The sequence below is a fragment of the Rhodobacter sp. NSM genome, from assembly GCF_052244495.1.
In the GTDB taxonomy this organism is placed as follows: Bacteria; Pseudomonadota; Alphaproteobacteria; order Rhodobacterales; family Rhodobacteraceae; genus Cereibacter_A.
Genome location: NZ_JBQPXH010000013.1, coordinates 1 through 24,699, shown reverse-complemented (window position 1 = coordinate 24,699; position 24,699 = coordinate 1). Strand labels below are relative to the sequence as shown.

Sequence of the window (24,699 nt, the reverse complement as noted above, 5' to 3'; positions counted from 1 at the left end):
ATGGCTGACAACGAGACCAAGACGGCCGCCGAACTGGCGGTCGAGATGAAGGCTGCGCTCGACAAGTCGCTCGATGGCGTGAAGGCGCTTGCTGAGGAGGCGCTTGGCAAGGCGAAAAACGGCGAGGCCTTGACCGAGTCCATCAAGGGCAAGGCCGACGAAGCGCTGACGGGCATGAACGCGCTCAAGGCGCAACTGTCCGAGATCGAGCAGAAGATGGCTCGCGGCGGCGGCGATCCGGCCGAGGCCAAATCGGTGGGTCAGCGCTTCGTCGAAATGGACGGCTTCAAGGGCCTGATGAACGCGAGCCCGGGCGCGAAGCTCTCCATGGAGGTGAAGGCCGACCTGACATCGGCCACCACTGACACGGCCGGCGCCGTCGGGGCGGCGATCGCACCCTACCGCCTGCCGGGCGTCCAGGCGTTGCCGCAGCGGCGCATGACGATCCGCAACCTGCTGATGCCGGGCCGCACGGATTCGCCGACCATCGAGTTCGTGCAGGAGACCGGCTTCGCCAACAACGCGGCACCGGTGGCGGAGGGCGCGGCGAAACCCGAGAGCGACATCAAGCTCGCCGACCGGTCGGTCACCACCAAGGTCATCGCCCACTGGACCCGCGCCACCAGGCAGGTGTTGAGCGACGTGGCGCAGGTGCGGTCCATGATCGACCAGCGCCTGCTCTATGGCCTCGCCTACAAGGAGGAGGGCCAGCTCCTCTATGGCGACGGCACCGGGCAGAACCTGGCCGGCATCGTCCCGCAGTCCACGGCCTACCTGAACCCGCTCACGGGCGGCGACACGACCTCGATCGACCGCATCCGCCTCATGATGCTTCAGGCGGTGCTGGCCGAGTACCCCGCATCCGGCATCACCATGCACCCTGCGGACTGGGCGTGGATCGAACTGCTGAAGGACACGACTGGCCGTTACATCATCGGCAATCCTCAGGGCGGCGTCGCGAAGACCCTCTGGGGGCTGCCCGTCGTCGACACGCCGGCCATGACGATCGACAAGGTGCTGGTCGGCGCCTTCGACATGGCTGCCCAGATCTTCGACCAGTGGGATGGCCGGGTCGAGGCGGGCTACCAGAACGACGACTTCACCCGGAACAAGGTGACGTTCCTCGCCGAGGAGCGGCTCGCGCTCGCGGTCTACCGCCCCGAGGCCTTTATCTACGGCGACTTCGGCCGCGTGGCCTGATCGTCTCCTCGAGGGGGCGGGCTCCGCCCCCTCTCATGAGCCGATAGGAGGATGACATGCAGAAATACACGGTCCTGCGCCAGCACATCGGTGACCGCCCCTATGAGCCCGGTGACATGCGTGAAGCTGCTCATGCAGACGTCGCTCACCTCGTGCCGCACGTCCTCGAGCCGATCGAGGCCGACGACCTCGAGCCGATCAAGGCCTACGACGGGAAGGCCGATGCCAAACCCGCCGCCCGTGGCAAGAAGGTCGCCAAGGAATGACAAGCCTCCCGGTCCTCGTCGAACCGCCCGCGGCGGCGGTATCGCTCGATCTGGCGAAGGTTCACTGTCGGGTCGCGGGCGACGAAGAGGACGCGCTGATCGAGGCGCTAGTTGCTGCGGCCACGGCGCACCTCGACGGACGCACTGGCCATCTCGGTCGGGCGATCATGCCCCAGCGCTGGCGCCAGACCTTCAGCGGGCCTGGCCCGTATCGGCTTTCTCTTCCGGATGTTTCGGATGTGGTCGTGGAGGCGGATGGGGAGGTCGTGGGCTGCGCCGTCACGCCGGAGGCGCTTGGCCCTCTAGTGTCTGTCGATGCGGAGCCGTCGCAGGCCGTGGTGAGCTACACCTGCGGACTGCCGGCGCATCTGCTGCCGGCGGCGCGGCAGGCCATCCTGATGCTCGCTGGCCACTGGTATGAGAACCGCGAGGCCGTGAACGTCGGCAACATCACCTCCGAACTGCCGCTCGCCGTGGCGGCTCTCGTCTCGCAGCTTCGCTTCAGGAAGATCTGATGGCCGCCGGCGCGCTCGATCGCCTCATCCAGTTCCGACGTGCCACCCTGACCGACGATGGCTTCTCGTCCGTCGAGACCTGGGCCGATCACGGCGCGCCGATCTGGGCTAGCAAGGCCGACCTAAGCGACGGCGAGCGGTGGCGGTCGGCCGAGGTCGCGGCCAGCGTGACGACTCGCTTCACGGTGCGCTGGAGCAGCTTCACGGCCGACCTGACGCCGCGCGACCGGCTGGTGTGCGAGGGGCGCGAATACGAGATCGTCGGCGTCAAGGAAGGCGCCGGCCGGCGGCAGTGGCTTGAGATCACCGCAGCAGCGAGGACAGACCAATGAACATCATGCACCCGCGCCACTGGCGCATTTGCAGAGTGCCGCGCGGCTTGGCCTTTGCCTTCACGCACCAGCGTGGCTATGTCGTCTGGTGGCCCGTCATCCGGTGGCGCTGAGATGCGGGTCCGCGTCGAGGGACTGAAGGAGCTCGAGGCGCAGCTTCAGAAGCTGAGCAAGGCGGCAGGCAAGGCGGCGCTTCGGCGGGCCGGCATCTCGGCTATGAAGCCCATGGCCGAGATCGCGCGCAGCAAGGCGCCCGTCGATGAGGGCGACCTGCGCGACAGCATCTCGGTTGGCGCGAAAGCGGTGGACGGCGGCGCTGACATCGGCAAGCGCGAGTTCGGTGCCGTGATGCGCGCCGGCGGCTCAGTTGGTGAAGCGCGCGCCGCCCTGCGCGATGCGCGGCGGTCAGCGACCGCTTCTGGCAACCTCAGCGCAGTCGAGCTTTACATGGGGCCGACGCAGCCTGCGACGAAGCGCGAGGCAATCAAGGCCATCGTGAACGAGTTCGGAAGTTTCAAGATGGACCCGCAGCCATACATGCGGCCCGCGTGGGATCAGGACCGCGAGGCGCTCCTGGAGCGCATCAAGGCCGAGATGTGGACCGAGATACAGAAGGCCGTCGTCCGCGCCCGGAAGCGCGCGGCCCGGGCCGCAGCAAAGGCCGCTGGAGGCTGACCCATGGAAGAAGCACTCCGCGCGCTCCTGCTGGCATCCAGCGGGGTGACGGCGCTTGCCGGCACGCGCGTCAACTTCGGCTCGCATTCTCAGGGTGCTGGCTTCCCTTATGTGGTGCTGAACACCATCAGCGACCGCGAGGGGCTGACTATCAGCGGGCCGGACGGGATGCAGCAGGCCCGCGTCCAGATCGACTGCTATGCCAAGACATACATGGCAGCAAAACAGCTTTCCCGCGCCGTGCGCGCCGTGCTCCACGGCCACAGCGGCGGCGGGTTCCAGGGTGTCTTCCTCGACGGCACGCGCGACCAGCGCGAGCCGGGCGACGACACGGCGCGGCCCTACCGGGTCTCGCTCGACTTCCTCACCATCTACTCAGCATAGGAGGGCCAGATGGCCTCGAAACAGATCATCGCCTACGGGGCCGAGGTGGAGCGCTCCACCGACGGCACCACCTGGACCTCGATCCCGGAAGCCAAGGGCATCGCCGTGCCGGTGGTCGAGCAGGACTATCAGGATGTGACCTCGCTCGACAGCGAGGGCGGCTATCGCGAGTACATCAAGGGCCTGAAGGACATTGGCCAGATCACCATCCCGATGGGCTACACCTCGGCCGGCTACGCGGCGATGATCGCCGACCAGGAGGCCGCGAACCCGATCTACTACCGCGTGACCATGAAGCCGGCCCCGGACCAGAGCGCGGGCGACGTGTTCGAGTTCCGCGGCTTCCCGGTCCCGCAGCTCGAGGCCGGTGACCTCGGTGCCCCGGTCAGCATCAACCTCAACATCCGTGGCACGGGCGCCCCGACCTGGACGGCGGGGACCGCGGCGTGAACGTGATGCGTGGTGCGGTTTCCTTCGAGGCGGAAGGGCGCGAGCGATACATCCGGCTCACCACCAATGCCCAGGTCCGCTATCAGGAGCGGGCCGGGGAAACCCTTGTGGACGCCATCGTGGCGATGCAGGGCGAGGCATCGCATGGCGACATGGTGCGGCTCCGGCGCCTGATCTGGGCCGGAATGGGCCACGAGGGTCTGAGCGAGGATGCGGCGGGCGATCTGATCGACGAGATCGGGCTGGCCGAGGCATCGCGGCTTCTGGGAGAGGCGATCCGTGCCGCCTTCCCGGAGGCAGCCAAGGCCGAGGCCGAGGCTGAGGACGTCGGGGGAAACGCCCCGGCGCCGGCCAAGCTGAAGGCGAAGCCGGCCGCGGCCTGATCGATGAACTCCTTGCCCGGTGGCATGCTGCCGGGCAGGAGTATGAGCTGTTCTGGCGGCTCACGCCGCGCGAGGTGATGTCGATCCTCGACGGCGACTACAAGCGGCGCAGGCGCGAGATCGAGGACAGGCGCGTGCTCCAGCACGAGCTTGCGACCCTCGTGGCCTTCGCCTTCCACCAGCCGGACAAGATCCCGGAATACAAGCCGCCGGCAGAGGTGGACGCGCCGCCGCCGCAGAAGGCGGAAGGCGGATGGGATGCCGATCACGAGCGGGTGCGGGGGGTTCTCATCGGGATGGCGCTGAGGGGGCGCGGTTGACCACCAGGGCGGCCCGGCCAATATGGCTGCGACAACCTGTGGAGAGTGCCTTGTATCACATGCTTCCCGTCGTCGCCCTTGCCGCGGCGATCATCGCTGGCCCGGCAAGGGCCGACTTCATTGGTCAGTTCGTACAGTGCTGGAACGTCGGGACGCTATCATCCGACGGGCTCCGGGCGGTCGTGACGGTCAGCGTCACGTTCGACCACACCGGCCGGCCGGACCCTGCAGCGATCAGATTGCAAGGGTACACCGGAAGCACGCCTGCCGGGGCGCGAGAGGCGTTCGGTGTTGCCAGCCGCGCGATCACCCGATGCAAGCCGACCGGGAAGCCGGGCAGCACGATCTGGCTGAAAATCTCAACCGATGGCGTCAGGGTCTTGCCGCCGCCTGACCCATCACCCTCAATCGAAATCTGAACAGGCCGCCTTAGGGCGGCCTTCTCCTTTTCGTGAAGGACAGCCCGAATGTCGGCATCCGTGATCGGCGCCTTGCGCGTCAACTTGGGCTTGGACTCTGCCCAATTTCAAGCCGGCCTGAAGAAGGCGCAGTCGTCCCTCGGCGATGCGGCGAAGGCGTTCGGCGCGCTGTCGGCCATCGGCGCTACGGTCGGGGCCGCCATGGCGGCTATTGTCGCGCCGACTGCGCGCGCGGCGAACGAGGTCAGCCGGCTTTCGCAGGTCGCCAACACCACGCCCCAGACGTTGCAACGCTGGTCTGCGGCGTCGAAGACCGTGGGCATCGAGCAGGAGAAGCTGGCCGACATCCTGAAGGATGTGAACGACAAGGTCGGTGACTTCCTCTCGACCGGCGGCGGCGAGATGAAGGACTTCTTCGAGAAGATCGCGCCTCGCGTCGGTGTGACTGCAGACCAGTTCCGCAAGCTCTCCGGCCCGCAGGCGCTGCAGCTCTATGTCTCCAGCCTAGAGAGGGCGGGCGTCTCGCAGGCACAGATGACCTTCTACATGGAGGCCATCGCGAACGATGCGACCCTGCTCCTGCCGCTCCTGCGGAACAACGGCGCCGAGATGGAGCGGCTCGGCGCGGCGGCCGCAGGCCTCGGGGTCATCCTGAGCGACGATGCGGTCGCTGCCCTGCGTGACGCGCATCTGGCGCTTGGGCAGATGTCGACCGCCATTCAGGGTGCGCGTGACCGGATGGCTGCAGAGCTTGCCCCGGCGGTCGAGGCGATGGCGGTCGCCTTCACCAACTCCATGCGCGAAGGCGGCGCCCTGCGGACAGTGCTTGATGGGCTTGGCTCTGTGATCGGCGCGCTCGCCGATCAGACAGGGCGGATCGCGAGCTACCTGGGCACCGCCGCAGTGGCTGGCGCTATCGCCTTCCGCGGCGCGATCTACGCAGCCGCGACGGCGACGTGGGGTTTTGTTTCCGCGCTGGTTGCGACGCGGGCCGCGCTCATCAGGACAGGGCTCGGCATTGCCGTCGTGGCCGTGGGCGAGCTGGTCTATCAGATGACGCGAGCGGTTGAGGCAACGGGCAGCGTTGGCCGTGCCTTCCAGTGGATGGGCAATATCGCCGTAGCAGCGGCCTACAAGTTCGAGGCGGCGTTCCTGAGGGCAATCAACACTGTTCTAGGCTCGTTCGCGGAAATGACGTGGTCGATCGCTGAAGAACTGAACAAACTCTTCCAGACCGATATGTTCAGTGGGGTGCTGTGGCCGCCCCGCGGGGCTAGCAGGAACACCATCACGATGGACCTGGAAAACGCGGCTGACGCGGCGGATGCTGCCGCAGCCGCTGCGCAGGCTGCAGCCGATGCCCTCGTGAACGTCGAGGATGCGGCCGATGGGGCAGCGCCGTCCGTGGCCGGCCTTGGCGAGGGCGTGTCCGACCTTGGGGACAGTGCGGGTGGCGCCAGGAAAAAGCTTTCCGAGCTGGTCAACGCCGCTAAGGAGTGGAAGGAGCGGCTGAAGACGCCGGTCGAGAAATACCGCGAGGAGATCGGAAAGCTCGGCGAGCTTCTGAAGAAAGGGCTGTTGAACAGTGACGAGTACCAGCGCGCCATTGGCGAGCTGAACAAGGAACTCGGCGACGGCATTCCGCTCATCAATGACGTGGCGACGGCCTGGGGCGATTTCGTTACCGGCGGGTTCAAGGACTTCAAGGGGTTCGTCAGCAGCGTTCTCGGAAGCTTCAAGAGCATGCTGGCCGAGATGATCGCGACCGCGGCGCGCAACCGGATTGTGCTCGGCCTCGGCCTCGGGGCATCCGGAAGCGTGGCTGGCGCAGCCGGTGCGGCCGTGACCGGCGGCGCTGGCGGCATGGTGGGCGGGATCGGCAACCTGCTCGGCCTCGGCGGCAGCTTCGGGCGGATCGGCGGCGCGCTGTCCGCCTTCGGCACCGGCGCCTGGGGCGCGCTCTCGAACTTCGCGACGGGCGGCCTGTCCGGCGGCCTCGCCTATATCGGCAGCTCCCTGAGCTTCGCCACCAGCGGCCTCGCTGGCTTTGCGCAGGCCGCCGGCGCCATCCTCGGCCCGATTGCCGCCGTGGCGGCCGCCTTCTCGTTCTTCGGCACCAAGACCAAGCTGCTGGACGCCGGATTGCGGATCACGGTCCGAGAGCTCGACGCCATGGTCGAGACGTTCAAGAAGGTCGAGAAGTCCAAGTTCTGGGGCCTCTCGAAGAGCACGAGCGTCACCTACGACACGGCCAGCGCCGAGGTTGCGAACCCGATCCTCAAGGCCATCGGCGAAATGCAGACGGCGATCCTCGAGACGGCCGATGCCCTCGGCGTCGGCCGGAACGCCTTCGATGATTTCGCGGCCTCGGTGAAGTTCTCGACCAAGGGCCTCTCGGACGAAGAGATCGGCGCGAAGCTGCAGGAGAAGCTGACGGAACTCGGCGACGACTTTGCCGCGCGGGCCTTCGGCTACGTCGGCGTCAACGACCAGGCGATCAAGGATCTGGAGGAGCGGATCGCGAACGGGACGGTCGAGGCGCTGTTCACGGGCACCAGCGTCTTCGGGGAGCGCATCGCCCAGATGTTTGCCCAGCGACGGGCCAATACCGATCTGGCCAGCCTCATCGCGAACAACGATCTGGTCTCCACCGATGCCACGCTGGCCGCGCTGGTCCATGAGGGCGAGGGGTTCGCGGCGGCGCTGCAGCGGCTCATGACCTCGATGCAGGGCGTGAACGCCATCATGGACACGCTCGGCCACACCTTCAAGGCTGTGGACATGATCACGGCCGGCGTGGCTTCCGACATCGCGGACGCCTTCGGCGGGCTCGAGGCGATGGGGCAGGCGACCTCGGCCTACTACCAGACGTTCTACACCGACGCGGAGCGGCTCGCCACGACCACCCGGCAGGTGACGGAGGCGCTGGCCGACCTGAACATCCTGATGCCGGCCACCCGCGCGCAATACCGCGCCCTGATCGAGGCGCAGGATCTGACGACGGAGCGCGGGCGCGAGGTCTATGCCGCGCTGATCGGCATGTCGGGCGCCATGGACCAGGTGTTGCCCCAGATCGACGGCATGACGGCCGCCATCTCCGGCATGGTCGATGGTGTCGTGTCGATCGTGGACGACGTGATCGGCCGCGTGACCGAGATCAACCGGGCCGCTGCTGCGTCGGCAAGGGTCTGGCGCACCATCAGCGACGGCCTGCGTTCATTCGTGGACGCCGCCCGCCGCACGGCCGGCGACCTGATTTCGCCCGCGGCGGCCCTGGCGCAGGCAAGGCGTCAATATGGCGCGGCCGTCTCGGCCACCATGCGGGGAAATCAGGATGCTGGCGGCGCGGTTGCGGGGCTCGCCGGCGACTACATAGCCGCCGCGCGCGCGACCGCCGCGACATCGATAGACGCCGCCCGGATCCAGGCCCGCGTGCTGGCCCAGGTCTCGGCACTGTCGGACGTGACTGGCGCCCAGGCGTCCTACGAGGAGCGGATCGTCCGGCTGGGCGAGCGTCAGCTGGCGGTGCTGGGCGAGCTGCGGGACTACCTGACCTCGGGCGTGGAACTGGATCCCGCCACCATCGCGCGGTTCGCCGGCCGGATCGGAAGCATCGCGGACCGGGCGGCGGAGCTGACGGCCGCTCCCATCTCGGGGCTCAGCACAACCCTGCGCACGTCGCTTCGCGGTATGGGGCTAGATCTGACCGAAGGGCTCGGCCGCGTCTTCGAAAGCGCGATGGAAGGCCTCGACATCGGTGGCCCCATCACCTCGTTGCGCGGGCATCTGCTCGACCTTGCCCGAGCGGTCCGGGCCGAGACGGCGCGGGCCAGGGACCAGGAGCGCAGGCAGGCAGCAATCTCTGCGGCCGTGAACAGGGTCGCGGCGGCGGAAGAGCGCGCCCGCGCTGCTGACGCACAGCTTCGGTCCGCGGCAACGGCCATCAACGAATTCGACGCCCGGACGGCCGGAAGACTGATCGATGCAGCCGGCAACAGCGTGCAGGCCACGTTCGATGCCAACGGCAACCTGCGGTTCAACCCCGCAGCCGTCAGTGGCGCCGGCGCCGCCATCGGGGAATGGCGCTCGGAGTTCTGGGCCGATGGCGGTCTGGAGGACAGCCTGTGGGACGCGAACCGGGCGGCTCGGCAAGCGCGCGCCAGTCTTGATCGCATCATGGAGAGCGCCCGCGAGGCGATCCGCGCAGCGGGCGGCGTGCCATCGTTCGCGGCCGGTGGCCTGCATGCCGGCGGTATGCGGCTCGTCGGGGAGCAAGGTCCCGAGCTCGAGGTGACAGGCCCGTCCCGGATCTACAGCGCCTCGCAGACGCGGGACCTGCTCAACACCCGCGAGATGGTGACCGAGATGCGGGCGATGCGCGAGGAGCTGGCCCGGATGCGGAGCGAGAACACGCAACTCGCGCTGCGGATCGAGCAGAACACCTACACGAGCGCGTCCATCGCCCGCCGTGAAGAACGGCGCACCCTCTCGGAGACCTGAGCCCCATGAAAATGATCGCGCCCATCACCGTGACGGATGCGGTGATGGCCTCCTCGAACGTGCCCGAGACCGACTATCCGGCGTGGTCCTCGGGCACGACCTACGCCCTCGGCGCGCGGGCGGTTCTGGCCAGCACGCATGCGATCTACGAGAGCGTGCAGGCGGGCAACACCGGCCACAACCCGGCCACCGACACGGCGTCGGCATGGTGGATCCGAGTGGGCAGCACGAACCGCTGGCGCGCCTTCGACAGCCGCACCGGCCAGAAGGTGAGCAAGGATGGCACCATCGAATATGCCCTTACGCTACCGAGCATCTGCACGGCGGTGGCGCTCATCGGGCTGTCGGCCGGATCGGTGTGGGTGTGCGTCGAGGACGCGGGCGGCACGCTGATCTACAACCAGACGCGCCAGCTCGTGGACCGGACCGACATCGTCAGCTTCTTTACCTACTTCACCTACTCGCCCGAATACGTCGAGCGGATCGTCTTCGAGGATCTCCCGGGCTACGTCGGCTACACCCTGCGGATCACCATCGACGCGGGCGTGGGCACGGCCGAGGTGGGTGAGATCGTGCCGGGCAAGATGTTCGAGTTCGGCACGACGCTGGTCGACACCGAAATCAGCTACGAGGACATGAGCGTCCGGGACCGCGACGAGTGGGGGTCGGTCTACATCGTCGAGCGGGACTCCTATGATGTCGTGACCTTCCGGGTCGCGGTTGCGGTCGGCGGTGAGGAGCGGTTCCGCCGGGCGATCCGCGACCAGCGCGCGAAGCCGGCATTCTACTACGCGGACGCTGACCTCGTGCAGCGCGGGCTGGCGGTCTATGGCCTCGCCAAGCCCCTCCGCATTCCCCTGCAAGCAGCCGGCGCGTCCATCGCCACGCTCGAAACCGAGGAGCTTTCCTGATGCCTTTGACCCTGCCGGCAGCACCAAGCGCGCCGACGCTGACCAACCCTGCCACGTTTGAAGCAGACTGCTCGGCCTTCCTGGCCTGGATGGCCTCCCTCGGCACGGCCATGGCTGGCAAGGCGTTGCTGACCACAGACATCCTCGGCACCGTCAGCCAGTCTGGCGGGGTCCCGACGGGTAAGCTCATGGAGAGAAACTCCAACGCCAATGGCGAATACGAGCGCTACGCCAATGGCCTCCAGATCTGCCGCGGCGAAATCGCCAGTATGGCCCGCGCATCCTCGGATGGTTTTTTCGGCTCCTGGTCATTCCCGGCCGCATTCGCAACAACCCCCTACGGGAACGTGGCGCTGAGCAGGACGCCGGAGGACTACTCCCTCATCGAGCGCGTCAACCTGGGGCTGGTCACGGTCTCGACAAACGCCACCGCCCTCTCCTGCGCTGTCCTTCGCGGGGCTGGCGCTCCAGCCGTCGCCACTGGCGCGGCCATCAACAAGACCTCGGTGGTCGCCATTGGCCGCTGGTTCTGAGGAGACCCACATGCACATCACAGTTACCCCGCAGCGCCGGGATGACCGGCTGACCCTCACCCGCTCGGGCGACATCCTGACCATCAACGGGGAGGCCCTCGACCTGTCCGGCATCCCCGAAGGGGCGACCCTGCCCCGCGATGCCGTGGCCTGCGACTGGCTCGCCTCCGACATCGAGCGGATCGGCGGCGTCCTGCACCTGACGCTGCTCCTGCCGCACGGGCCGGATGCGCCGGCCGCCACGCTGTTCCCGGAGCCCGTGCTGGTCGAGGCCGACGGTCCGATCCCGGTCCCGGCCTGGGGTGCCAATGCCGAGGAGACCGCCTGATGACCATCGCCATTGACATGACCCGCCTCGTGACTGCCGAGGGCAAGGCCGCTGCCGCACGGCAAGCGGCAGAGGAGGCCGCGCGCGCCCGTCGCGACAAGCTCCTCGCGGGCTGCGACTGGACGCAGGTCGCGGACGCACCCGTGGACCGAGAGGCATGGGCTGGCTACCGGCAGGCGCTCCGGGACGTGCCGCAGCAGGCCGGCTTTCCTGCCGTGATCGCATGGCCGGAGCCGCCCCAAGGCAACTGATGCCGCCTTCGGCGCGGGATCAGGCGCCGGTCATAACAGCGGGACGGGCGTCCGCGCCCGGCCCTCACCGTCGCGGCCACGGAAGGATAGGCCAGTGGACATATCACGGAAGGATAGGCCGGTGGCCGACAAGGTGGAAATGATGGCAACGCATGCGACCAGCGGCGTGGCTCTGGCGGGCGTGACAATCACTGCGTGGCTGCCCGGGCTGAAAGGCGCATCCGAAATTGCGGCGATGTGGATGCCGATCCTCGGCGTGGTCTGGCTGGTCGTGCAGATCGTCCGGGCCGTGTGGCCGCGCAGCAGGCCGCCGCAGGTCTGACCGTCTAACAAGCGCCCCGCCGTCGCGCGGGGCTTTTTCATGGAGAACGCACATGGACGTGCGCGACATTCAACGGCTGCTGTCGGCGGCCGGGCTCTACAAGGGCGCCATCGACGGCGATGCTGGGCCCCTCACAATGGCGGCGGTGGCCGTCATCCTCGGCCGGCAGGATGCCGTGCCGTGGAAGGCCTGGCCGAAGACCCGGCAGCTGATCGCCGCCGGACAGGCCGTGCTGCTGCTCCTCGGGCACGAGCCTGGGCGGATCGACGGGCTGATCGGACACAACACACTCGAGGCGCTGACCGACTGGGCCTCGGGCGCCATCCGGGCCGCCGTCGAGCGGATCCTGCAGCCCGCTCACGCCGTCTCCGACACGCAGGGCGCCTATCCGCGCCAGGACACGGTGGCGACCTTCTACGGCGCGGCCGGCGGGCCGGACTGCACGGCCGGCGTCGTCACCCTGCCCGTCCCGTTCCGGATCGCCTGGGACCTCGGTCAGGCCGTCTCGAGCTTCCGCTGCCACAAGCTCGTGGCCGATCCGCTCACCCGGATCTTCCGGCAGGCCGTCGCGCACTACGGCGTGACCGAGTTCGAGCGGCTGAAGCTCAACGTCTTCGGCGGCTGCTACAACTACCGGAAGATGCGCGGCGGCTCGTCGCTTTCCATGCACGCCTGGGGCATCGCCGTCGATCTCGATCCCGAGCGCAACCAGCTGCGCTGGGGCCGCGACCGCGCCGCCTTCGCGGCCGCCGCCTACGCACCCTTCTGGAACATCGTCGAAGCCGCCGGGGCCACCAGCCTCGGCCGCGCCTGCAACAAGGACTGGATGCACTTCCAGTTCGCCCGCCTCTGAAGGAGAGAGCACATGAAGATGATCATTACGACCCTCGCGGCCATTACCATGGCGGTGATCGGCCTGCCGGCCGCCGCATCCACTGGCAGCGACATCATCGCCGCCCTGACCCCGAGCCTCCTCGACATGCTGGGTGTCGTCCTGACCTCGCTGATCGGCCTCGCCGCCGTCAGGGTGCAGCAGTGGACCGGGATCCAGATCGAGGCCAAGCACCGCGAGGCGCTGCACTCGGCCATCATGACCGCCGCCCGCACCGCCGTGGCCCGCGGGCTGACCCGCGAGGTAGCGACCGAGTTCGTCTCGAGCTACATCCGCGCCTCCGTGCCTGATGCCCTGCGGCGTCTGGCCCCCTCGGCCGAGACGCTCGAGGCCCTGATCCGCTCGAAGCTGACGGAGGCGGGCGGCCGCTGATGCTGCCGATCGTCAACTGGCGCCTGGCACTCCCGCTGGACGCCGCAGCCGTCCGGCTTCGCCCCCGCCCTCGCAGATGGGGGCGGGCCAAGTCGTGACCAACGCTGACCAATGGGCCGCCCTCGTGCTGTGGGCGGCCTGCATCGAAGCACTGGCGCGCCGCGCCCATGGAGTTCCGACATGTCCACATGTGCAGTCCACGGGTCCATTGCGGACCTGAGGCTGATTCCCATTGCCGGCGCCAAGCTGGTGTTCTACGGCGACCCGCAGGGCTGGCGCCGCGCCGACGGAACGATGATCCCCGCCGGTCTGGTGCAGGTCGATGCCGCCGCGGACGGGACGTTCGTGGTGCCGCTCGTGCCGGGCCGCTACCGGGTCCGCTACGGGTTCTCGGCCGTCGAGGCCGTCATCACCGTGCCCGAGGCCGAGATCGCCTATCTGGCGCAGCTGATCGACCTGCCCCCGCCGCCGACGCTCGATGCGGCACAGCAGGCGGTGCTGGACGCACAGTCGGCCAGGGACCGCGCCAACGAGGCGGCGGCGGAGGCTGATGCCGACAGGACGGCTGTGGCCATCGACCGGGGGGCCACCGAGGTAGCGCAAGCGGCTGCGCAAGTGGCTGCCTCTGCCGCCGTGGACCAGGCGCAGGACGCGACCGCAGCGGCTGATAGGGCCGCGGCCCGCGCCGCCGCTGCGCTGGTTAGCCAAGGCGCCGCGGAGGATGCCGCAGGCGCCGCCGCGGCATCGGCCTCAGCCTCCGCCGCATCCTCCGGACAGGCGGCCACGTCAGCTGACGCCGCATCCGTCAGCGCAGGGCGGGCGGCCGCCTCTGCCTCCGCTGCGGCCGCCTCCGAAGAGGCTGCCGCCACCTCTGCCGCCGTGGCGCAGGAGGCCCGAGACGGCATCTCGATGCCATTGATCCAGATGGCCGCGGTCTTCGCGGACTCCCAGGCTCGCTACATCGAAGCGCACGCCTTCTCGTAAGGACTGAAAACATGACCGTTGAAACCGAAGTTGCCGGCCTCACGGTTGCCGTCAACACGCTGACGGAAGCCGTGAACGTCAAGAAAGCCGTGCTCGATGCGGCAGCCGCCGCCGCCGCAGGATCTGCATCGGAGGCCGCCACATCCGCCGGCACAGCGTCTACCGCCGCCTCCGGCGCCGCTGCCTCAGCATTGGCCGCGGCGGGCTCTGAGGGCGCTGCATCCACCTCGGCAGGGACCGCCGCGACGAAAGCCGCAGAGGCAGCTGGCTCCGCATCCGCTGCGGCTGGGTCTGCGAGCACGGCGTCCACCGCGGCAGGAACCGCCGCCACGAAAGCCGCCGAGGCCGCAGCTTCGGCGGCAGCTGCTGCGCTATCGGCCAACCAGGTGGTGGGCGAGCACCGATCCGGCACCGCCACCATCACCCGCGCATCCGCCTCTGATGGCTGGCTGCACACTGCCGATCCGAGCGTCAGCATCGCGCTGAGCCCGGCGCTGCCAGACGCGGCCTATGGCGTGCAGGTGGACCTGATCTCGGCCGATGATCTCGGCCGGGTGGGTCAGGTAGTAGCCTACGACCGCGCCGCCAACGGCTTCAAGCTCCGCTTCACCGGGGCTGCCAACAACGTCCAGGTGCGCTGGACCACGACGAGGATCTGACCATCATGCATGTAACGCAAATGACATCCGGCGACCTGCCGGCGTGGACGCTGACGGGTGCGCTACTCACGGTGGCCGGTCACGAGGTAGATCTGGAGGCCGAGGCTCGGGATGTGCAGGTCTCGATCTCCCTCTACCGCTGCCCGGCCGGATCCGTGACGCGCGAACTGGGCAACGGGTGCCAATATCTGGCCGTCATCACCATCCCGCCGCTGACCTACAGCGAGGCGATCGCTGACGACATCGAGGGCGGCGAGGAAGGGTCGGTGCTCGTCCCCACGCCGGACCCGTTGAATGTCGCGGCCACCCATCTCGAAATCTGGGCCGAGGAGGTCTGACATGCCGTTCACCATTTCCGTGCCGGATGTGCTGCGCCAGTCGGTCGAGGCCGCCACGGGCGGGCGCAATACCGTGCTCTATGACGACAAGGGCTTTCCGTCCGTCATGCACGTCATCCCGAAGTTCCAGGTGCAGGACATCGACGCCAGCCTCGGGACCGGCGTCCATCCCGCGTTCGTGGTGGGCGGCGTCGAGACGTCGGAAATCTTCGTCGCCCGCTATCTGGCCTCGATCCACGACAGCCGCGCCATGTCCCTGCCGGGCTACGATCCCGCGGCGGGCATCAACTTCGATACGGCCGTCGCGCGCTGCTCGGCCAAGGGGCCGGGATGGCACCTGATGACCAATGCCGAATGGGCTGCTATTGCGCTCTGGTGCTCGAAGAACGGCTTCCTGCCGCGAGGCAACACGACATGGGGCAAGAGCCACGCCAATGGATGGGAATCCGCGTCGCGCCCTGATGGCAACCTGCCGGGGGTCTCGTCCGGCACCGGCCGCACCCGCACCGGCAAGGGGCCTGTCGGGTGGAACCATGACAACAGCGCCAGCGGCATCGCCGATCTTTGCGGCAACGTCTGGGAATGGTCGGCGGGCCTGCGGCTGGTGGATGGAGAAATCCAGATCCTCGCGAACAATGACGCGGCAGCCACGGGGGCCGACTTGTCACCCACCTCGACAGCATGGCGCGCGATCCTGCAGAACGGCAGCCTCGTCGCGCCAGGCACCGCGAACACGTTGAAGTTCGACGCGACAGGGGTGGGCGGCACCGGATCACCGCAACTGGCCACGGCGATCACGTCTCAATCGGACGGGTCCAGCTCGGCCAGCCAGACGTTCTCGGCCATCACCGCTGCCGCTGGCGTCACCATCCCGCCAATCCTCAAGGCGCTCGCCCTGATGCCGGTGGCGACGACAGGTATGGATGGCTCGCGCCTCTACATGCGCAACCTCGGTGAGCGGATGCCGATCCGCGGAGGCAGCTGGGGCGACGGTGCCTCGGCGGGTGTGTGGGCGCTGCACGCGAACTCCGCGCGGTCGAACGCGAACCCGGGCGTCGGGTTTCGCCCCGCTTTCGTCATCTGAAATCTGCCGACCTGATATCTGAGGTCCGCGCGAGAGCGCGGGCCTGACAACCGAAGAGGCCGAGGGCGTGGAAGACCTGAAGATCCGGCGGAAGTGCGAAGAGATGATTGCCTACGGCTACGTCGCACTCCGCCAGTTCCCGAAGTTCGAGCGGCATGTGCTGGCCGCCGAAATCCGGGGCTCGATGTGGGGCGTGTTGCGGCTGATCGTGGTCTGCAACAAGCGCTACCACAAGAAGACCACGATGCAGGATCTGGATGCCGAGCTGGACCTCCTCCGGTCGCAGGTCAGGACCGCCTTCGCGCTCCAGTATATCGACCTGAAGAAGTATGAGACCTGGTCGCGTCATATCGACGAGATCGGGCGAATGATCGGCGGCTGGTTCAAGTCGCTGAGCAGGGGTGCGGGTGATGCATGAGCGGATGCCGATCCGCGGAGGCAACTGGAACAACGGTGCCTCGGCGGGTGTGTGGGCGCTGAACGCGAACAACACGCGGTCGAACGCGAACACGAACATCGGGTTTCGCCCCGCTTCCGGGGACAGTCAGATAGCCGGGGCTTACGGGCCACGGTGCAGCACACCCTCGAAAGGACCCGCAGTCCTCGGCCAAGTGCCGAAAAACCTGAACAGGCCGGGGCGTCGCAGTAGCCCCGCGGCGACCCCTCGTCCCGGCCGACCCTCTCATTCACACTGGATGGCGCTCTGATGGCGAAGACCTACAACGGCCTCTGGCCGCGCATCATCGCGTTCGAGACACTGGTCGAGGCCTGGGCGCGCACCTCGAAGGGCCGCCACCGGCAGCGCGCCGTGATCGCTTTCGAGACCGACCTCGAGCCGAACCTCTTCGCGATCCAGGAGAGCCTGATCCAGAAGACCTATCGCACCGGCCCCTACCACCGCTTCTTCGTCTACGAGCCGAAGAAGCGCGAGATCGCCTCTCTCCCACTGAAGGACCGCGTGGTGCAGCACGCGCTGGTGAGCGTGATCGAACCGATCTTCGAAGCCCGCTTCATCGACCAGAGCTTCGCCTGCCGCGTCGGCAAGGGCGCCCACAAGGGCGCGGACACGGTCCAGCGCTACATGCGCGAGGTGCTGCGCGAGCATGGGCAGGTCTTCGCGCTCAAGGCCGACATCTCGAAATACTTCCCGTCCGTCTGCCACGACGCCTTGCGGCGCATCATCCGCCGGCGGATCGCCTGCCCGGACACGCTCTGGCTCATCGACAGCATCCTCGAAAGCTCGGCCGAGCCGGGCGCCCTGACCCCGCGCGGCATCCCGATCGGCAATCTCACGAGCCAGATGTTCGCCAACATCTACTTGCACGAGCTCGACCACTTCGTGAAGCACACCCTGCGGGAGCGCCGCTACGTCCGCTACATGGACGACTTCGCCGTGATCCACCACGACAAGGCGCACCTGCACGAAGTCCGCCGGGCCTGCGAGGATTTCCTGTGGGCAGAGCTGGGCCTGCGCACCAACGCCAAGACGCAGGTCTTCCCGATCGGAGATCCCGGCCGCGCGCTGGACTTCCTGGGCTACCGGATCTGGCCGACGCACCGCGCCCTGCGGAAGGACTGCATCCACCGCATGAAGCGGAAGATGCGCCGGATGGCCTCCCAGTATCACCGAGGCGAGATCACCTGGGACGACATCGATCCGGTCATCATGTCGTGGATCGGCCATGCCCGCCACGCGGACACCTACAACCTGCGGACCAAGGTGCTGGGCGGCGTGGCGTTCGTACCGCCCCCACTGCATGTGGCGGATGTGCGGCGCGCTGGCCGCCATGGGTGTTTGGTCTGAGGAGGCTGGAATGACGGCCGCGGGCAAACGGTGGAGAATGCCCGCGGCCTGACCGTCCGAGTCAGTTAGGGGACTGCTCTCGGGGGCTTCATCCAGAATAGCAGCGCTGCTCGCCTTTGGGTGTGCGACATTTCTTCCGGTGCTACCCAAAGGAGATACGGCAAGCGGCGGAGGCTGCACAAAGTGAGGCGCCAGGGCGAACTCGCAGATCCTCTGCTCGGAGAGCCCCGCTGAGGGTGGCCGCAGGTCCTTGGGTGACCTGCGGCCGATCCGTTGCAAGATATGAGGCCAGCTTCGGATGCGCGCCTGCTACGGGTTCCGGAGCGCGGGCGCACTGCGGCAGATTGCGCGCCACGACCCTTCCAGAATCACCGCATGTTCCGCATGTGTTCTCACATGCCGATCCGCCTGCAGGATCTCGCGCACGAGCGCGCTACACTGATGCTCCGCTGCCGCCAATGCGGACGGGTGGTGCACCTGCATGGCGATCTGCTGGTCAAGCGGTTCGGCGGCACCACGGCGCTTTCGCAGCTGCTCGCCCGGCTGCGGTGTGAGAAGGATGGCATGCTGCCGGATGCGGTGATCGTGCTCGACAGCCTCGATGCGAGCCGGGAGGCCATGGGGCGGCCGGGTGTCAGCATCCACCCGCCGATGGTGCGGTGGATCGACTGAGCTGATTGAAGAGCGCTCGGCAGAAAGAGAGGAGCCCTCAGGGGTCACCTGAGGGCTCAAATCAAGCCGCACGGCGGACTTGGTATCGTCTCAGTGTGCGGCCGCCCCATACGGGGTCTTGAGGCTCGTGTACGGCAAGCGTCCCGAGCAGATCACTTCCTCATATAGGCTTCGGACCCTTTCTGGTCAACGAGCGATCCGTAGAGCGTTCAGAACGGTGTCTTGAATTGTCGTGAACTGTTGCGGCGTGACCTTTGGCATCACGTAGCGCCGCTTGCCGTCGATACCGCGGGCCGTGGAGAACAGGCTTACCCTTTGAAAGCTGACGGTTGCGATCATGTCCGCCTTCACCCACCAGGTTGTCGCCATCTGGAACGGCGCTGGTAGGGGGTGCTCCAACCTGATCTCGCACTGGTAATCGCACTCTGGGTGCGACGGCGTGCCGCTCAATGGCACCACCGTGAGAAGCCCATCGCGTCTCGGTAGCCGACCAACCAAAACCACGGCCGGCCTGTTCTTCACCATCTCCGGGGATCGAAAGCCGCCCATGTCGAAGTTGCACATGACAATGGTCCGGGCATCTACAGGATACTGAATGGGCACTATTTAGGATCCGAAAGCGGCGTTGAGGCAGAGGCGGCTGCGCGGCCTCTGGGTTGCGTAATGTGGAGAAGCGCCGCGATCCCCGCAACCTTGTTTTCCTCGCGCCGCAGGATGGGCAGAGTCTGGGGACAGCACGAAGGTTCACTGAACCTTCCGATGCCGGTTTTCCTTGGCCAAAGCGGGAACATCCATCCATTTAGGGACAGCGCGCTTTGCCAAAAATCAACAGCTTGGCGGGAGCGCGCTGTCCTCCTAAGGGATAGGTTGCAGGTTCAAGTCCTGCCGGGGTCACCATCTCGTCCATAATACATTGAAATCAAGCGGAAAATCCCGCCATTTACACGATTGCAGGTCGGCGTTTACAGCGTTCCGTTCTTGTTCTGATCGGGGGCAGGCTCACGCAACGACTTTCGGCGTGTGCGACACAAGGTGCGAAGTCGCTCAGTTTCAAGGGTAGCGCTTGTCCAGATGGGGCACGCGATGGATAACGTTCGGCGAGCCACTTCATCTGAGGTGGCTGGTCGGCTTCAGAACCTGCCCTTGCGTGGGGCCGGATCTTTCTTTCGGATTTGGCGGTCGCCCCTCAAGCGTTAAGCGCCACAGGCAGACGACGTGATATGCTGGTGTTCATAGATGAGTCTGGGGATCCTGGGTTCAAGCTCGGGTCTGGCTCATCAGAGGTGTTCGTCCTCGCGATGGTTGTCTTCGATGATGCGGACGACGCGGAGCGCGCAGAGCGGTTGATCGTGGAGGCGCAGCGCACCTACCGGGTCAAGCCGGAGTGGAAGTTCTCCAAGAGCGCGGACGTGGTTCGAGACCGGTTCTTTCAGAGCATCTCGGCAGCTAAGTTCACCTGCTTTGCGATCGTCGTGACGAAAAACACACTCCAAGCCACCTACCTCCGGGAGAGCAAAGAGGCGTTTTACCAGTTCTTCCTTGAGCGGATGCTTACCTTCAACCGCAGCATTCTCTGCGACGCGAGGGTCATCATAGACGGTTCCGGCGACCGGCTGTTCAAGCAGGAGTTGGTGGCTCACCTACGACGAGGGCTGCCTACGGGGGCGATCAAGAAAATCACGTTCAAGGATTCGACCAACTCTCCACTGGTCCAGCTCGCCGACATGTGTGCCGGCGCGATTGCGAGGTCGTACACGCAAAAGCCCCAAGCCGACCGCTGGAGCGAAATGCTCCGCGCCAACGGGCAGACACCGGACATCTGGCACTGGAAGTAGTGCGCCCCGCTTTCCTATCCGTGGATACCCACGGCACGCGCACCATACGGAGACAGTTCGGAGAAGCGGGGCGGCTTTGCGTCGTTAGACATAGCACCCGAAGTGCCATTTGTCACTACATTCGACCGGGCAACTTGTCTCGGTGTGCGATCGCAGAGCCAGGCGTTCCTTCACCCGTCACAACTGCGCGCCGGTTCGCAGCCCGGGTGTATGCTTCTGCCTCAGAGAGGCTCGCATGCCCACCCCAAGCCATGATCGCATGCGCGGATCCGCCGCACTCGGCGATTGCGGACAGACGGTACTTTCGCAGGCCATGGGCGGTTCGGCCCACAACCTTGGCGGACACGGCCGCAGCGCTGATATAGTTGGACAGGCCCTTCACCGTCCTCGCCTTCCGATACATGGTCTGGATCAGCAGCAGCTCGCCCGCGCAGGCCTCGATTGCGGATAGGGTGATCTGGCGCTCCGCCTCCCATCCCGCCGCCCAGCTCGGTAACGCCGCCGTCCACGGCACATGCGCCCATCCTCCTGTCTTCTGCTGCCTGAAGCTCATCACGCCTCCGTCGATCATGCCGCGCGTCAGGCGGCAGGCGTCGGACACGCGGCACCCCGTCCAGGCCAGAACCTCGAACGCCGCCCGCTGCGGCGTCCCGACGGGCCAGCGGTCTCTGAACCGCGCCACCTCGGCATGAGACCAAGGTTCGTGCCCTGCCCCCTTCGCAACCTGCTTGCGGATCTCGTGGCTCGGGTCCGACACGATCAGCCGATCGGCCTTCGCTTGGGCAAAGATGTGGCGCCATACCTTCAGGCTCGCGTTCGCCGGGTTCGGATCGAGCTTCGACAGGTCCGCCTCGATGTGCTGCTGTCGCAAGCCTTTGATCGGCAGCGTTCCGTGCGCCGCCTCGATCCGCTCGAGGTGGAAGCGCAGGGCAGTCCGCGTGGATTGCGCCAGCGCCTTCCACTTCTTCGACGCCCGCAGCGCTCGGATCGTCGCCGCGACCGTGCCGCCGTCATTCTTCGGCGTGTGATCCGGCTTCGATGCCTCCGCTCTCGCCCATGCGGCGATGAACTCGGGGTGCGTCTCGGGCAGGTCCGGCAGCCGCGTCCCGGTCGGCCGGTGGTAGCACAGCACCCGATCACCCCGCCGGATTCGCTGGACGCGGGGCAGCTTCACGCCTGCATCCCGAAGTGACGGTCGCACAGATCCACCTCCGATTCGCGCTGCTCCCCTTCAACGGGCAGCGCAGAGGCGAAAGCGTCAAGATCGAGCCTGTCGTAGAGCCTGCGGCCGCCGAGGATCCGGCGAGGGAGATCGAGGCCTCGCAAGGTGGTGGCGCTTATGCCGAGATAGGCCGCGGCCTCGGCCGCGCCAAGCAGCCGCGGCGCGAAGGCGATTGAAGGCCGTGCCGTCATGATCCGTGCCCTCGCTCATGGCGCCGCCGCGCCATGTCCCTCATCGTGATCTCGACGGCGCCGGCCACCACGGCGCAAGCCCTCCGGCTCAGGCAGATGTCGAAGTGCTCACGTGCGGTCCCCGCGTGCTGCAGGTGCCTCCGGTCGAGCCCGATCCTGTCAGCCATCTCGAGCAGCTCGGCCGTGCTGTCCGCGATCATGTGACTCATGCGCATCCGCCCGAGGCGGCCGATCGGGTGGCGGTGCATATCGTCGACGTAGACAGTCATCCGATCCGCTCCTTCGCTTCCCTCTGCGCCGCCTCCAGCGCGGCCAAATCTGCCTCGTAGAACCGGCAAAACCGGCCGCCGCTCCGATCCCTCAGCCGCCGAGACAGTGACCGTCATCGGGGCGGTGATGATGGTCTGGCTCATGCTGCGCTACCTCCGACCGATGCCTCCCAAGCCGCCGCGACCGCATCGGCCAACTGCCGCAGCTGGCCGGCCGTCTCCGAGTCGCAGAACTCGTTGAAGAAGGTGGTGAAGCATCCGGCATCGCCTTCGCGCGCGACCACGAGCTGCACCGTGCCCTCGGCCTCCAGGATCGTCATGCGCAGGTCCGCGACCCTGATATGGGTGAGCCCGGTCACGCGCGCCTGCTGCGCGGGCTGGCGAAGCTGCGCGGTCATTCGGCAACCCCGTTCCAGCGCTTCCAGATCGCCTCGCAGTGCTCGAGGCTCGGTCGGCCGCCGCAGCTGGCTTCACCGCAGCCGGAGCAGGCGACGGACCAGGTGGCGGGCGAGCCGATCCACTGGAACAGCGGGCCGCTGCCGCACCGCCGGCACGGGGCGTAGAGCCTCACCGTGGGGCGCCCGGCGGCAGGTGCGGGGGCTTCCATGAATAGGGACAGCTGCTCAGGCATCGGCCGGCCTCGCCGCAAGAGCCTTCGTTCCGCGACATTTCGTTCGATGGAGTTCGACCCGTGCAGCTGAAAGGCTGCAGAGATCAACTGCCTTAAGGGATTGAGCATGCGAGTGATTATGGTGGGCGCGGCACTCTTCGCCCTCGCGGCCTGTGCCGACGCTAAATCGACCCCGACCCCGATCCTCTGCAGCCAGGCCTTCAAGGCCGACCTCGCGTTCGAGGGGATTATCGTCGAGGCGAAGAAGCAGGCTGCCATGCAGGAACTGCAATCTCGCGGAGAGGACTGTAGCGGCTACGCCGCAAACAGCATCGTGGAGGTACGTTGAGAGCGCAACGGCGCGAGTCATGCCACGGCCTCCTCTGCCGCCCCGCCGGCCCACTGATCGGCGCAGGCCTCTGCCACGCCCTCGAATGTGCGGCTGCGGAATTTCCAGCGGTCAGGGCCCGGGCTTGCGCGGTGGACGGCCGACCATTCCTTGTGCTCGGGCGTGCCGACCTTCGGCGGCGTGAGCCGGTTCGTCGGTGAAAGCCGCGGCAGGCCGCGCATGTAGAAGCTCGTCGCCTTGAAGAAGGGTTCGCCGAACCACCACGGCTGCACCGTCTGCGGTCGCGGCAAGTCGGCCGGCAATCGGGCCTTCGCATGCGGGTTCATAACCGGGTTCTCGACTGCCACGCAGGGCACGGGTGCCTGCCAGCATGCCGCAAACAGGGCCGCGCCTCGGTCGAGGTCGGACCAGAGGAAGGCAAGCCGATCTTCCCGGCTCATGAGTGCGTAGGCCTCGCGCTCGGCCGCGGGATAGGTCTCGGGCAGGCGCTTCGACGGTTCGTGCAGCCACCGGACGCCGCTGTTGCAAAGGCGCGTGCAAGGCGGGTGCGCCACGATCAGCAGGTCCCAGCCGTCGGCCAGATGATCCCGCACGTCGCCGACGATGTGTCGGTTCGATCGATCCTCGGCCGGCAGCAGATCGCAGGACCAGACATCGTGCCCGCGAGCGGCGAAGGCCCGGCGCATGACGCCCGAGGTCTCGCAGCCGATCAAGATGCGGAGGTGGTCAGCCATTGGCGATCTCCAGAAGCACGTCGGCATGGCAGGGCGAGCTGGGCGGGCACCAGCAGGCGAGATCCTGGCCGCGCAGCTGGTGGATGTTCTCGAGGATCTCAACGACCGCCGGCAGGCGCCGCTGGATCGCATTGCGAAACATGCCGACGCACAGCGCAGCAAGCTCGGCGTCGGTCCCGCTGTATCCGACCTCGCGCGCCTTCTGGATCGACCACGGGTTGCCCCACCTGGTCGAGCGATCGACCTTCACAGCGCCGGGAGGCATGCGCCAGCCTTTCGCGCGGGAAAGCTGGATGCGCTGCGGCTTGCCGTAGGCGGCCGCGCCTGTATCCTGCCCGGACCCGGTCGCAGGGGGAGCCGTCCCTGCGCTCGCAGCGGGCACGTCCGTCCTCCGTCCCTGCCGGGTGCTATCGTCAGCCATGCCGCACCTCCGGCATCTCGTCCCAGGTGCGACCGTCGAGGAGGCGGCCGGCGGACTTCTTGCCGACGCGGTGCATGATGGTGACGGGGAACGCGCCCTCGTCTCTCGCACGCATCATGTCGGCACCGATCCGGCATTGGCGCTTGCGATGATCGCTGACACCTGCGAGGCCAGATCGCTCTGCGGGCACCAGCTCTGGTGCTGCGGCCCGGGCTGGCGGCACTCAGGACAGCGAGCGGCCTTGGAGATCGGCTCGCCCTGGAAGGCGCAGTAGTCATCCGAGCCAAGGCAGCGGCAGCGCGTCTGAATGGCCTGCCGGACGATCTCCTGGTGCAGCTGGTGCAGGATGAAGTTCAGGGCGTGGGTGACGTCGCGGTGCATCACGCGACCTCCTCGACCCACCAGTCCTTGAGCCCGAGGCGGCGCGCGGCGCGCTCGGCCATGGCCATGGTGGCAAGGCCGCGCTCGAAGAAC

Annotated in this window: 36 protein-coding genes; 27 read left to right on the top strand and 9 right to left on the bottom strand. The window is 67.2% G+C overall.

Annotated elements, in window-relative coordinates:
• The 25 genes from ACTVZP_RS18235 to ACTVZP_RS18115 all read left to right on the top strand — a co-directional run bounded on the left by ACTVZP_RS18235 (position 1) and on the right by ACTVZP_RS18115 (position 18,594).
• Positions 1 to 1,200 carry a phage major capsid protein gene (locus tag ACTVZP_RS18235; RefSeq protein ID WP_443213594.1) on the top strand — a complete coding sequence of 400 codons (1,200 nt, stop codon included), beginning with the start codon at positions 1 to 3 and terminating at the stop codon, positions 1,198 to 1,200.
• A 56-nt stretch (positions 1,201 to 1,256) separates the two neighbouring features.
• Positions 1,257 to 1,466: a hypothetical protein gene (locus ACTVZP_RS18230; RefSeq protein ID WP_443213593.1), complete on the top strand. Its 210-nt coding sequence runs from the start codon at positions 1,257 to 1,259 to the stop codon at positions 1,464 to 1,466.
• Complete coding sequence (locus ACTVZP_RS18225) at positions 1,463 to 1,981, top strand: head-tail connector protein (protein WP_443213592.1); 519 nt, start codon at positions 1,463 to 1,465, stop codon at positions 1,979 to 1,981. Before ACTVZP_RS18230 ends, ACTVZP_RS18225 begins: the two co-directional genes overlap by 4 nt.
• On the top strand, positions 1,981 to 2,313 hold the full coding sequence (locus tag ACTVZP_RS18220) for a head-tail adaptor protein (RefSeq protein ID WP_443213591.1): 333 nt from the start codon (positions 1,981 to 1,983) through the stop codon (positions 2,311 to 2,313). The genes ACTVZP_RS18225 and ACTVZP_RS18220 overlap by 1 nt, the downstream gene beginning before the upstream one ends.
• A 114-nt stretch (positions 2,314 to 2,427) precedes the next feature.
• Positions 2,428 to 2,988, top strand: a complete 561-nt coding sequence (locus tag ACTVZP_RS18215) for an HK97-gp10 family putative phage morphogenesis protein (protein ID WP_443213590.1) — start codon at positions 2,428 to 2,430, stop codon at positions 2,986 to 2,988.
• 3 nt (positions 2,989 to 2,991) lie between these two features.
• Positions 2,992 to 3,372: a DUF3168 domain-containing protein gene (locus tag ACTVZP_RS18210; RefSeq protein ID WP_443213589.1), complete on the top strand. Its 381-nt coding sequence runs from the start codon at positions 2,992 to 2,994 to the stop codon at positions 3,370 to 3,372.
• Between the two features lie 9 nt (positions 3,373 to 3,381).
• On the top strand, positions 3,382 to 3,822 hold the full coding sequence (locus ACTVZP_RS18205) for a hypothetical protein (RefSeq protein WP_443213588.1): 441 nt from the start codon (positions 3,382 to 3,384) through the stop codon (positions 3,820 to 3,822).
• Complete coding sequence (locus ACTVZP_RS18200; RefSeq protein ID WP_443213587.1) at positions 3,819 to 4,205, top strand: hypothetical protein; 387 nt, start codon at positions 3,819 to 3,821, stop codon at positions 4,203 to 4,205. The genes ACTVZP_RS18205 and ACTVZP_RS18200 overlap by 4 nt, the downstream gene beginning before the upstream one ends.
• Before the next feature lie 77 nt (positions 4,206 to 4,282).
• Entirely contained in the window at positions 4,283 to 4,525 is a 243-nt protein-coding gene (locus ACTVZP_RS18195; protein ID WP_443213586.1) for a hypothetical protein, read from the top strand.
• A gap of 50 nt (positions 4,526 to 4,575) precedes the next feature.
• Positions 4,576 to 4,944 carry a hypothetical protein gene (locus ACTVZP_RS18190; RefSeq protein ID WP_443213585.1) on the top strand — a complete coding sequence of 123 codons (369 nt, stop codon included), beginning with the start codon at positions 4,576 to 4,578 and terminating at the stop codon, positions 4,942 to 4,944.
• A 48-nt stretch (positions 4,945 to 4,992) separates the two neighbouring features.
• Complete coding sequence (locus ACTVZP_RS18185; RefSeq protein ID WP_443213584.1) at positions 4,993 to 9,444, top strand: tail tape measure protein; 4,452 nt, start codon at positions 4,993 to 4,995, stop codon at positions 9,442 to 9,444.
• 5 nt (positions 9,445 to 9,449) lie between these two features.
• Positions 9,450 to 10,355 carry a hypothetical protein gene (locus ACTVZP_RS18180; RefSeq protein ID WP_443213583.1) on the top strand — a complete coding sequence of 302 codons (906 nt, stop codon included), beginning with the start codon at positions 9,450 to 9,452 and terminating at the stop codon, positions 10,353 to 10,355.
• On the top strand, positions 10,355 to 10,888 hold the full coding sequence (locus ACTVZP_RS18175; protein ID WP_443213582.1) for a hypothetical protein: 534 nt from the start codon (positions 10,355 to 10,357) through the stop codon (positions 10,886 to 10,888). The genes ACTVZP_RS18180 and ACTVZP_RS18175 overlap by 1 nt, the downstream gene beginning before the upstream one ends.
• Positions 10,889 to 10,898: 10 nt before the next feature.
• The gene (locus tag ACTVZP_RS18170; RefSeq protein WP_443213581.1) at positions 10,899 to 11,216 is read left to right on the top strand and encodes a hypothetical protein; all 318 of its coding nucleotides are present in this window, start codon (positions 10,899 to 10,901) and stop codon (positions 11,214 to 11,216) included.
• A complete protein-coding gene (locus ACTVZP_RS18165; RefSeq protein ID WP_443213580.1) occupies positions 11,216 to 11,467 on the top strand; it encodes a tail fiber assembly protein in 252 nt (83 codons plus the stop codon). Before ACTVZP_RS18170 ends, ACTVZP_RS18165 begins: the two co-directional genes overlap by 1 nt.
• Before the next feature lie 121 nt (positions 11,468 to 11,588).
• Positions 11,589 to 11,789: a hypothetical protein gene (locus ACTVZP_RS18160; protein ID WP_443213579.1), complete on the top strand. Its 201-nt coding sequence runs from the start codon at positions 11,589 to 11,591 to the stop codon at positions 11,787 to 11,789.
• 52 nt (positions 11,790 to 11,841) lie between these two features.
• Entirely contained in the window at positions 11,842 to 12,642 is an 801-nt protein-coding gene (locus ACTVZP_RS18155; protein WP_443213578.1) for a peptidoglycan-binding protein, read from the top strand.
• A gap of 12 nt (positions 12,643 to 12,654) precedes the next feature.
• Positions 12,655 to 13,053: a hypothetical protein gene (locus tag ACTVZP_RS18150; RefSeq protein ID WP_443213577.1), complete on the top strand. Its 399-nt coding sequence runs from the start codon at positions 12,655 to 12,657 to the stop codon at positions 13,051 to 13,053.
• 180 nt (positions 13,054 to 13,233) lie between these two features.
• Positions 13,234 to 14,037, top strand: coding sequence for a hypothetical protein (locus ACTVZP_RS18145; protein WP_443213576.1), 804 nt, complete (start codon positions 13,234 to 13,236; stop codon positions 14,035 to 14,037).
• Between the two features lie 11 nt (positions 14,038 to 14,048).
• Positions 14,049 to 14,696 carry a hypothetical protein gene (locus ACTVZP_RS18140; protein ID WP_443213575.1) on the top strand — a complete coding sequence of 216 codons (648 nt, stop codon included), beginning with the start codon at positions 14,049 to 14,051 and terminating at the stop codon, positions 14,694 to 14,696.
• A gap of 5 nt (positions 14,697 to 14,701) precedes the next feature.
• Positions 14,702 to 15,034: a hypothetical protein gene (locus ACTVZP_RS18135; RefSeq protein WP_443213574.1), complete on the top strand. Its 333-nt coding sequence runs from the start codon at positions 14,702 to 14,704 to the stop codon at positions 15,032 to 15,034.
• Between the two features lies 1 nt (position 15,035).
• The gene (locus tag ACTVZP_RS18130) at positions 15,036 to 16,118 is read left to right on the top strand and encodes an SUMF1/EgtB/PvdO family nonheme iron enzyme (protein ID WP_443213573.1); all 1,083 of its coding nucleotides are present in this window, start codon (positions 15,036 to 15,038) and stop codon (positions 16,116 to 16,118) included.
• Positions 16,119 to 16,185: 67 nt separating this feature from the next.
• On the top strand, positions 16,186 to 16,536 hold the full coding sequence (avd, locus tag ACTVZP_RS18125; RefSeq protein ID WP_011908358.1) for a diversity-generating retroelement protein Avd: 351 nt from the start codon (positions 16,186 to 16,188) through the stop codon (positions 16,534 to 16,536).
• 288 nt (positions 16,537 to 16,824) lie between these two features.
• Positions 16,825 to 17,922, top strand: coding sequence for a reverse transcriptase domain-containing protein (locus ACTVZP_RS18120; RefSeq protein WP_443213572.1), 1,098 nt, complete (start codon positions 16,825 to 16,827; stop codon positions 17,920 to 17,922).
• A 396-nt stretch (positions 17,923 to 18,318) separates the two neighbouring features.
• Complete coding sequence (locus ACTVZP_RS18115; RefSeq protein WP_443213571.1) at positions 18,319 to 18,594, top strand: hypothetical protein; 276 nt, start codon at positions 18,319 to 18,321, stop codon at positions 18,592 to 18,594.
• 186 nt (positions 18,595 to 18,780) lie between these two features.
• On the opposite strand, the gene ACTVZP_RS18110 is transcribed toward ACTVZP_RS18115, so the two are convergent.
• On the bottom strand, positions 18,781 to 19,158 hold the full coding sequence (locus ACTVZP_RS18110) for a type II toxin-antitoxin system PemK/MazF family toxin (RefSeq protein ID WP_443213570.1): 378 nt from the start codon (positions 19,156 to 19,158) through the stop codon (positions 18,781 to 18,783).
• Positions 19,159 to 19,814: 656 nt separating this feature from the next.
• Here ACTVZP_RS18110 and ACTVZP_RS18105 point away from each other — a divergent pair.
• A complete protein-coding gene (locus ACTVZP_RS18105) occupies positions 19,815 to 20,429 on the top strand; it encodes a DUF3800 domain-containing protein (RefSeq protein WP_443213569.1) in 615 nt (204 codons plus the stop codon).
• Positions 20,430 to 20,544: 115 nt separating this feature from the next.
• Here ACTVZP_RS18105 and ACTVZP_RS18100 read toward each other — a convergent pair whose 3' ends face one another.
• Genes ACTVZP_RS18100 through ACTVZP_RS18085 form a run of 4 tightly spaced genes read right to left on the bottom strand, consistent with a single transcriptional unit; the run spans position 20,545 to position 22,509 of the window.
• Positions 20,545 to 21,603, bottom strand: a complete 1,059-nt coding sequence (locus ACTVZP_RS18100; protein WP_443213568.1) for a tyrosine-type recombinase/integrase — start codon at positions 21,601 to 21,603, stop codon at positions 20,545 to 20,547.
• Positions 21,600 to 21,842 carry a helix-turn-helix domain-containing protein gene (locus tag ACTVZP_RS18095; RefSeq protein ID WP_443213567.1) on the bottom strand — a complete coding sequence of 81 codons (243 nt, stop codon included), beginning with the start codon at positions 21,840 to 21,842 and terminating at the stop codon, positions 21,600 to 21,602. Before ACTVZP_RS18095 ends, ACTVZP_RS18100 begins: the two co-directional genes overlap by 4 nt.
• Entirely contained in the window at positions 21,839 to 22,255 is a 417-nt protein-coding gene (locus ACTVZP_RS18090; RefSeq protein WP_443213566.1) for a DUF4031 domain-containing protein, read from the bottom strand. The genes ACTVZP_RS18095 and ACTVZP_RS18090 overlap by 4 nt, the downstream gene beginning before the upstream one ends.
• On the bottom strand, positions 22,252 to 22,509 hold the full coding sequence (locus tag ACTVZP_RS18085) for a hypothetical protein (protein ID WP_443213565.1): 258 nt from the start codon (positions 22,507 to 22,509) through the stop codon (positions 22,252 to 22,254). The genes ACTVZP_RS18090 and ACTVZP_RS18085 overlap by 4 nt, the downstream gene beginning before the upstream one ends.
• A gap of 339 nt (positions 22,510 to 22,848) precedes the next feature.
• Here ACTVZP_RS18085 and ACTVZP_RS18080 point away from each other — a divergent pair, with 339 nt between their 5' ends.
• Positions 22,849 to 23,070, top strand: coding sequence for a hypothetical protein (locus ACTVZP_RS18080; RefSeq protein WP_443213564.1), 222 nt, complete (start codon positions 22,849 to 22,851; stop codon positions 23,068 to 23,070).
• A gap of 17 nt (positions 23,071 to 23,087) precedes the next feature.
• Here ACTVZP_RS18080 and ACTVZP_RS18075 read toward each other — a convergent pair whose 3' ends face one another.
• From ACTVZP_RS18075 to ACTVZP_RS18060, 4 genes are read right to left on the bottom strand one after another with little or no spacing between them, the layout of a single operon-like run.
• Positions 23,088 to 23,804 (bottom strand): hypothetical protein, encoded by a 717-nt coding sequence (locus tag ACTVZP_RS18075; RefSeq protein WP_443213563.1) that lies wholly within the window; start codon positions 23,802 to 23,804, stop codon positions 23,088 to 23,090.
• Entirely contained in the window at positions 23,797 to 24,225 is a 429-nt protein-coding gene (locus ACTVZP_RS18070) for a DUF4326 domain-containing protein (protein ID WP_443213562.1), read from the bottom strand. Before ACTVZP_RS18070 ends, ACTVZP_RS18075 begins: the two co-directional genes overlap by 8 nt.
• Positions 24,218 to 24,343: a hypothetical protein gene (locus tag ACTVZP_RS18065; RefSeq protein ID WP_443213561.1), complete on the bottom strand. Its 126-nt coding sequence runs from the start codon at positions 24,341 to 24,343 to the stop codon at positions 24,218 to 24,220. The genes ACTVZP_RS18070 and ACTVZP_RS18065 overlap by 8 nt, the downstream gene beginning before the upstream one ends.
• Positions 24,340 to 24,606: a hypothetical protein gene (locus ACTVZP_RS18060; RefSeq protein ID WP_443213560.1), complete on the bottom strand. Its 267-nt coding sequence runs from the start codon at positions 24,604 to 24,606 to the stop codon at positions 24,340 to 24,342. The genes ACTVZP_RS18065 and ACTVZP_RS18060 overlap by 4 nt, the downstream gene beginning before the upstream one ends.
• Between the last annotated feature and the right edge of the window lie 93 nt (positions 24,607 to 24,699).

Excerpts from the sequence above, each read along its gene's own strand:
- ACTVZP_RS18235 (WP_443213594.1), top strand. The coding sequence starts at position 1 with ATGGCTGACAACGAGACCAAGACGGCCGCCGAACTGGCGGTCGAGATG.
- ACTVZP_RS18230 (WP_443213593.1), top strand. The coding sequence starts at position 1,257 with ATGCAGAAATACACGGTCCTGCGCCAGCACATCGGTGACCGCCCCTAT.
- ACTVZP_RS18225 (WP_443213592.1), top strand. The coding sequence starts at position 1,463 with ATGACAAGCCTCCCGGTCCTCGTCGAACCGCCCGCGGCGGCGGTATCG.
- ACTVZP_RS18220 (WP_443213591.1), top strand. The coding sequence starts at position 1,981 with ATGGCCGCCGGCGCGCTCGATCGCCTCATCCAGTTCCGACGTGCCACC.
- ACTVZP_RS18215 (WP_443213590.1), top strand. The coding sequence starts at position 2,428 with ATGCGGGTCCGCGTCGAGGGACTGAAGGAGCTCGAGGCGCAGCTTCAG.
- ACTVZP_RS18210 (WP_443213589.1), top strand. The coding sequence starts at position 2,992 with ATGGAAGAAGCACTCCGCGCGCTCCTGCTGGCATCCAGCGGGGTGACG.
- ACTVZP_RS18205 (WP_443213588.1), top strand. The coding sequence starts at position 3,382 with ATGGCCTCGAAACAGATCATCGCCTACGGGGCCGAGGTGGAGCGCTCC.
- ACTVZP_RS18195 (WP_443213586.1), top strand. The coding sequence starts at position 4,283 with ATGTCGATCCTCGACGGCGACTACAAGCGGCGCAGGCGCGAGATCGAG.
- ACTVZP_RS18185 (WP_443213584.1), top strand. The coding sequence starts at position 4,993 with ATGTCGGCATCCGTGATCGGCGCCTTGCGCGTCAACTTGGGCTTGGAC.
- ACTVZP_RS18180 (WP_443213583.1), top strand. The coding sequence starts at position 9,450 with ATGAAAATGATCGCGCCCATCACCGTGACGGATGCGGTGATGGCCTCC.
- ACTVZP_RS18175 (WP_443213582.1), top strand. The coding sequence starts at position 10,355 with ATGCCTTTGACCCTGCCGGCAGCACCAAGCGCGCCGACGCTGACCAAC.
- ACTVZP_RS18170 (WP_443213581.1), top strand. The coding sequence starts at position 10,899 with ATGCACATCACAGTTACCCCGCAGCGCCGGGATGACCGGCTGACCCTC.
- ACTVZP_RS18165 (WP_443213580.1), top strand. The coding sequence starts at position 11,216 with ATGACCATCGCCATTGACATGACCCGCCTCGTGACTGCCGAGGGCAAG.
- ACTVZP_RS18155 (WP_443213578.1), top strand. The coding sequence starts at position 11,842 with ATGGACGTGCGCGACATTCAACGGCTGCTGTCGGCGGCCGGGCTCTAC.
- ACTVZP_RS18150 (WP_443213577.1), top strand. The coding sequence starts at position 12,655 with ATGAAGATGATCATTACGACCCTCGCGGCCATTACCATGGCGGTGATC.
- ACTVZP_RS18145 (WP_443213576.1), top strand. The coding sequence starts at position 13,234 with ATGTCCACATGTGCAGTCCACGGGTCCATTGCGGACCTGAGGCTGATT.
- ACTVZP_RS18140 (WP_443213575.1), top strand. The coding sequence starts at position 14,049 with ATGACCGTTGAAACCGAAGTTGCCGGCCTCACGGTTGCCGTCAACACG.
- ACTVZP_RS18135 (WP_443213574.1), top strand. The coding sequence starts at position 14,702 with ATGCATGTAACGCAAATGACATCCGGCGACCTGCCGGCGTGGACGCTG.
- ACTVZP_RS18130 (WP_443213573.1), top strand. The coding sequence starts at position 15,036 with ATGCCGTTCACCATTTCCGTGCCGGATGTGCTGCGCCAGTCGGTCGAG.
- ACTVZP_RS18120 (WP_443213572.1), top strand. The coding sequence starts at position 16,825 with ATGGCGAAGACCTACAACGGCCTCTGGCCGCGCATCATCGCGTTCGAG.
- ACTVZP_RS18115 (WP_443213571.1), top strand. The coding sequence starts at position 18,319 with ATGCCGATCCGCCTGCAGGATCTCGCGCACGAGCGCGCTACACTGATG.
- ACTVZP_RS18110 (WP_443213570.1), bottom strand. The coding sequence starts at position 19,158 with ATGTGCAACTTCGACATGGGCGGCTTTCGATCCCCGGAGATGGTGAAG.
- ACTVZP_RS18105 (WP_443213569.1), top strand. The coding sequence starts at position 19,815 with ATGCTGGTGTTCATAGATGAGTCTGGGGATCCTGGGTTCAAGCTCGGG.
- ACTVZP_RS18095 (WP_443213567.1), bottom strand. The coding sequence starts at position 21,842 with ATGACGGCACGGCCTTCAATCGCCTTCGCGCCGCGGCTGCTTGGCGCG.
- ACTVZP_RS18090 (WP_443213566.1), bottom strand. The coding sequence starts at position 22,255 with ATGAGCCAGACCATCATCACCGCCCCGATGACGGTCACTGTCTCGGCG.
- ACTVZP_RS18085 (WP_443213565.1), bottom strand. The coding sequence starts at position 22,509 with ATGACCGCGCAGCTTCGCCAGCCCGCGCAGCAGGCGCGCGTGACCGGG.
- ACTVZP_RS18080 (WP_443213564.1), top strand. The coding sequence starts at position 22,849 with ATGCGAGTGATTATGGTGGGCGCGGCACTCTTCGCCCTCGCGGCCTGT.
- ACTVZP_RS18075 (WP_443213563.1), bottom strand. The coding sequence starts at position 23,804 with ATGGCTGACCACCTCCGCATCTTGATCGGCTGCGAGACCTCGGGCGTC.
- ACTVZP_RS18070 (WP_443213562.1), bottom strand. The coding sequence starts at position 24,225 with ATGGCTGACGATAGCACCCGGCAGGGACGGAGGACGGACGTGCCCGCT.
- ACTVZP_RS18065 (WP_443213561.1), bottom strand. The coding sequence starts at position 24,343 with ATGATGCGTGCGAGAGACGAGGGCGCGTTCCCCGTCACCATCATGCAC.
- ACTVZP_RS18060 (WP_443213560.1), bottom strand. The coding sequence starts at position 24,606 with ATGCACCGCGACGTCACCCACGCCCTGAACTTCATCCTGCACCAGCTG.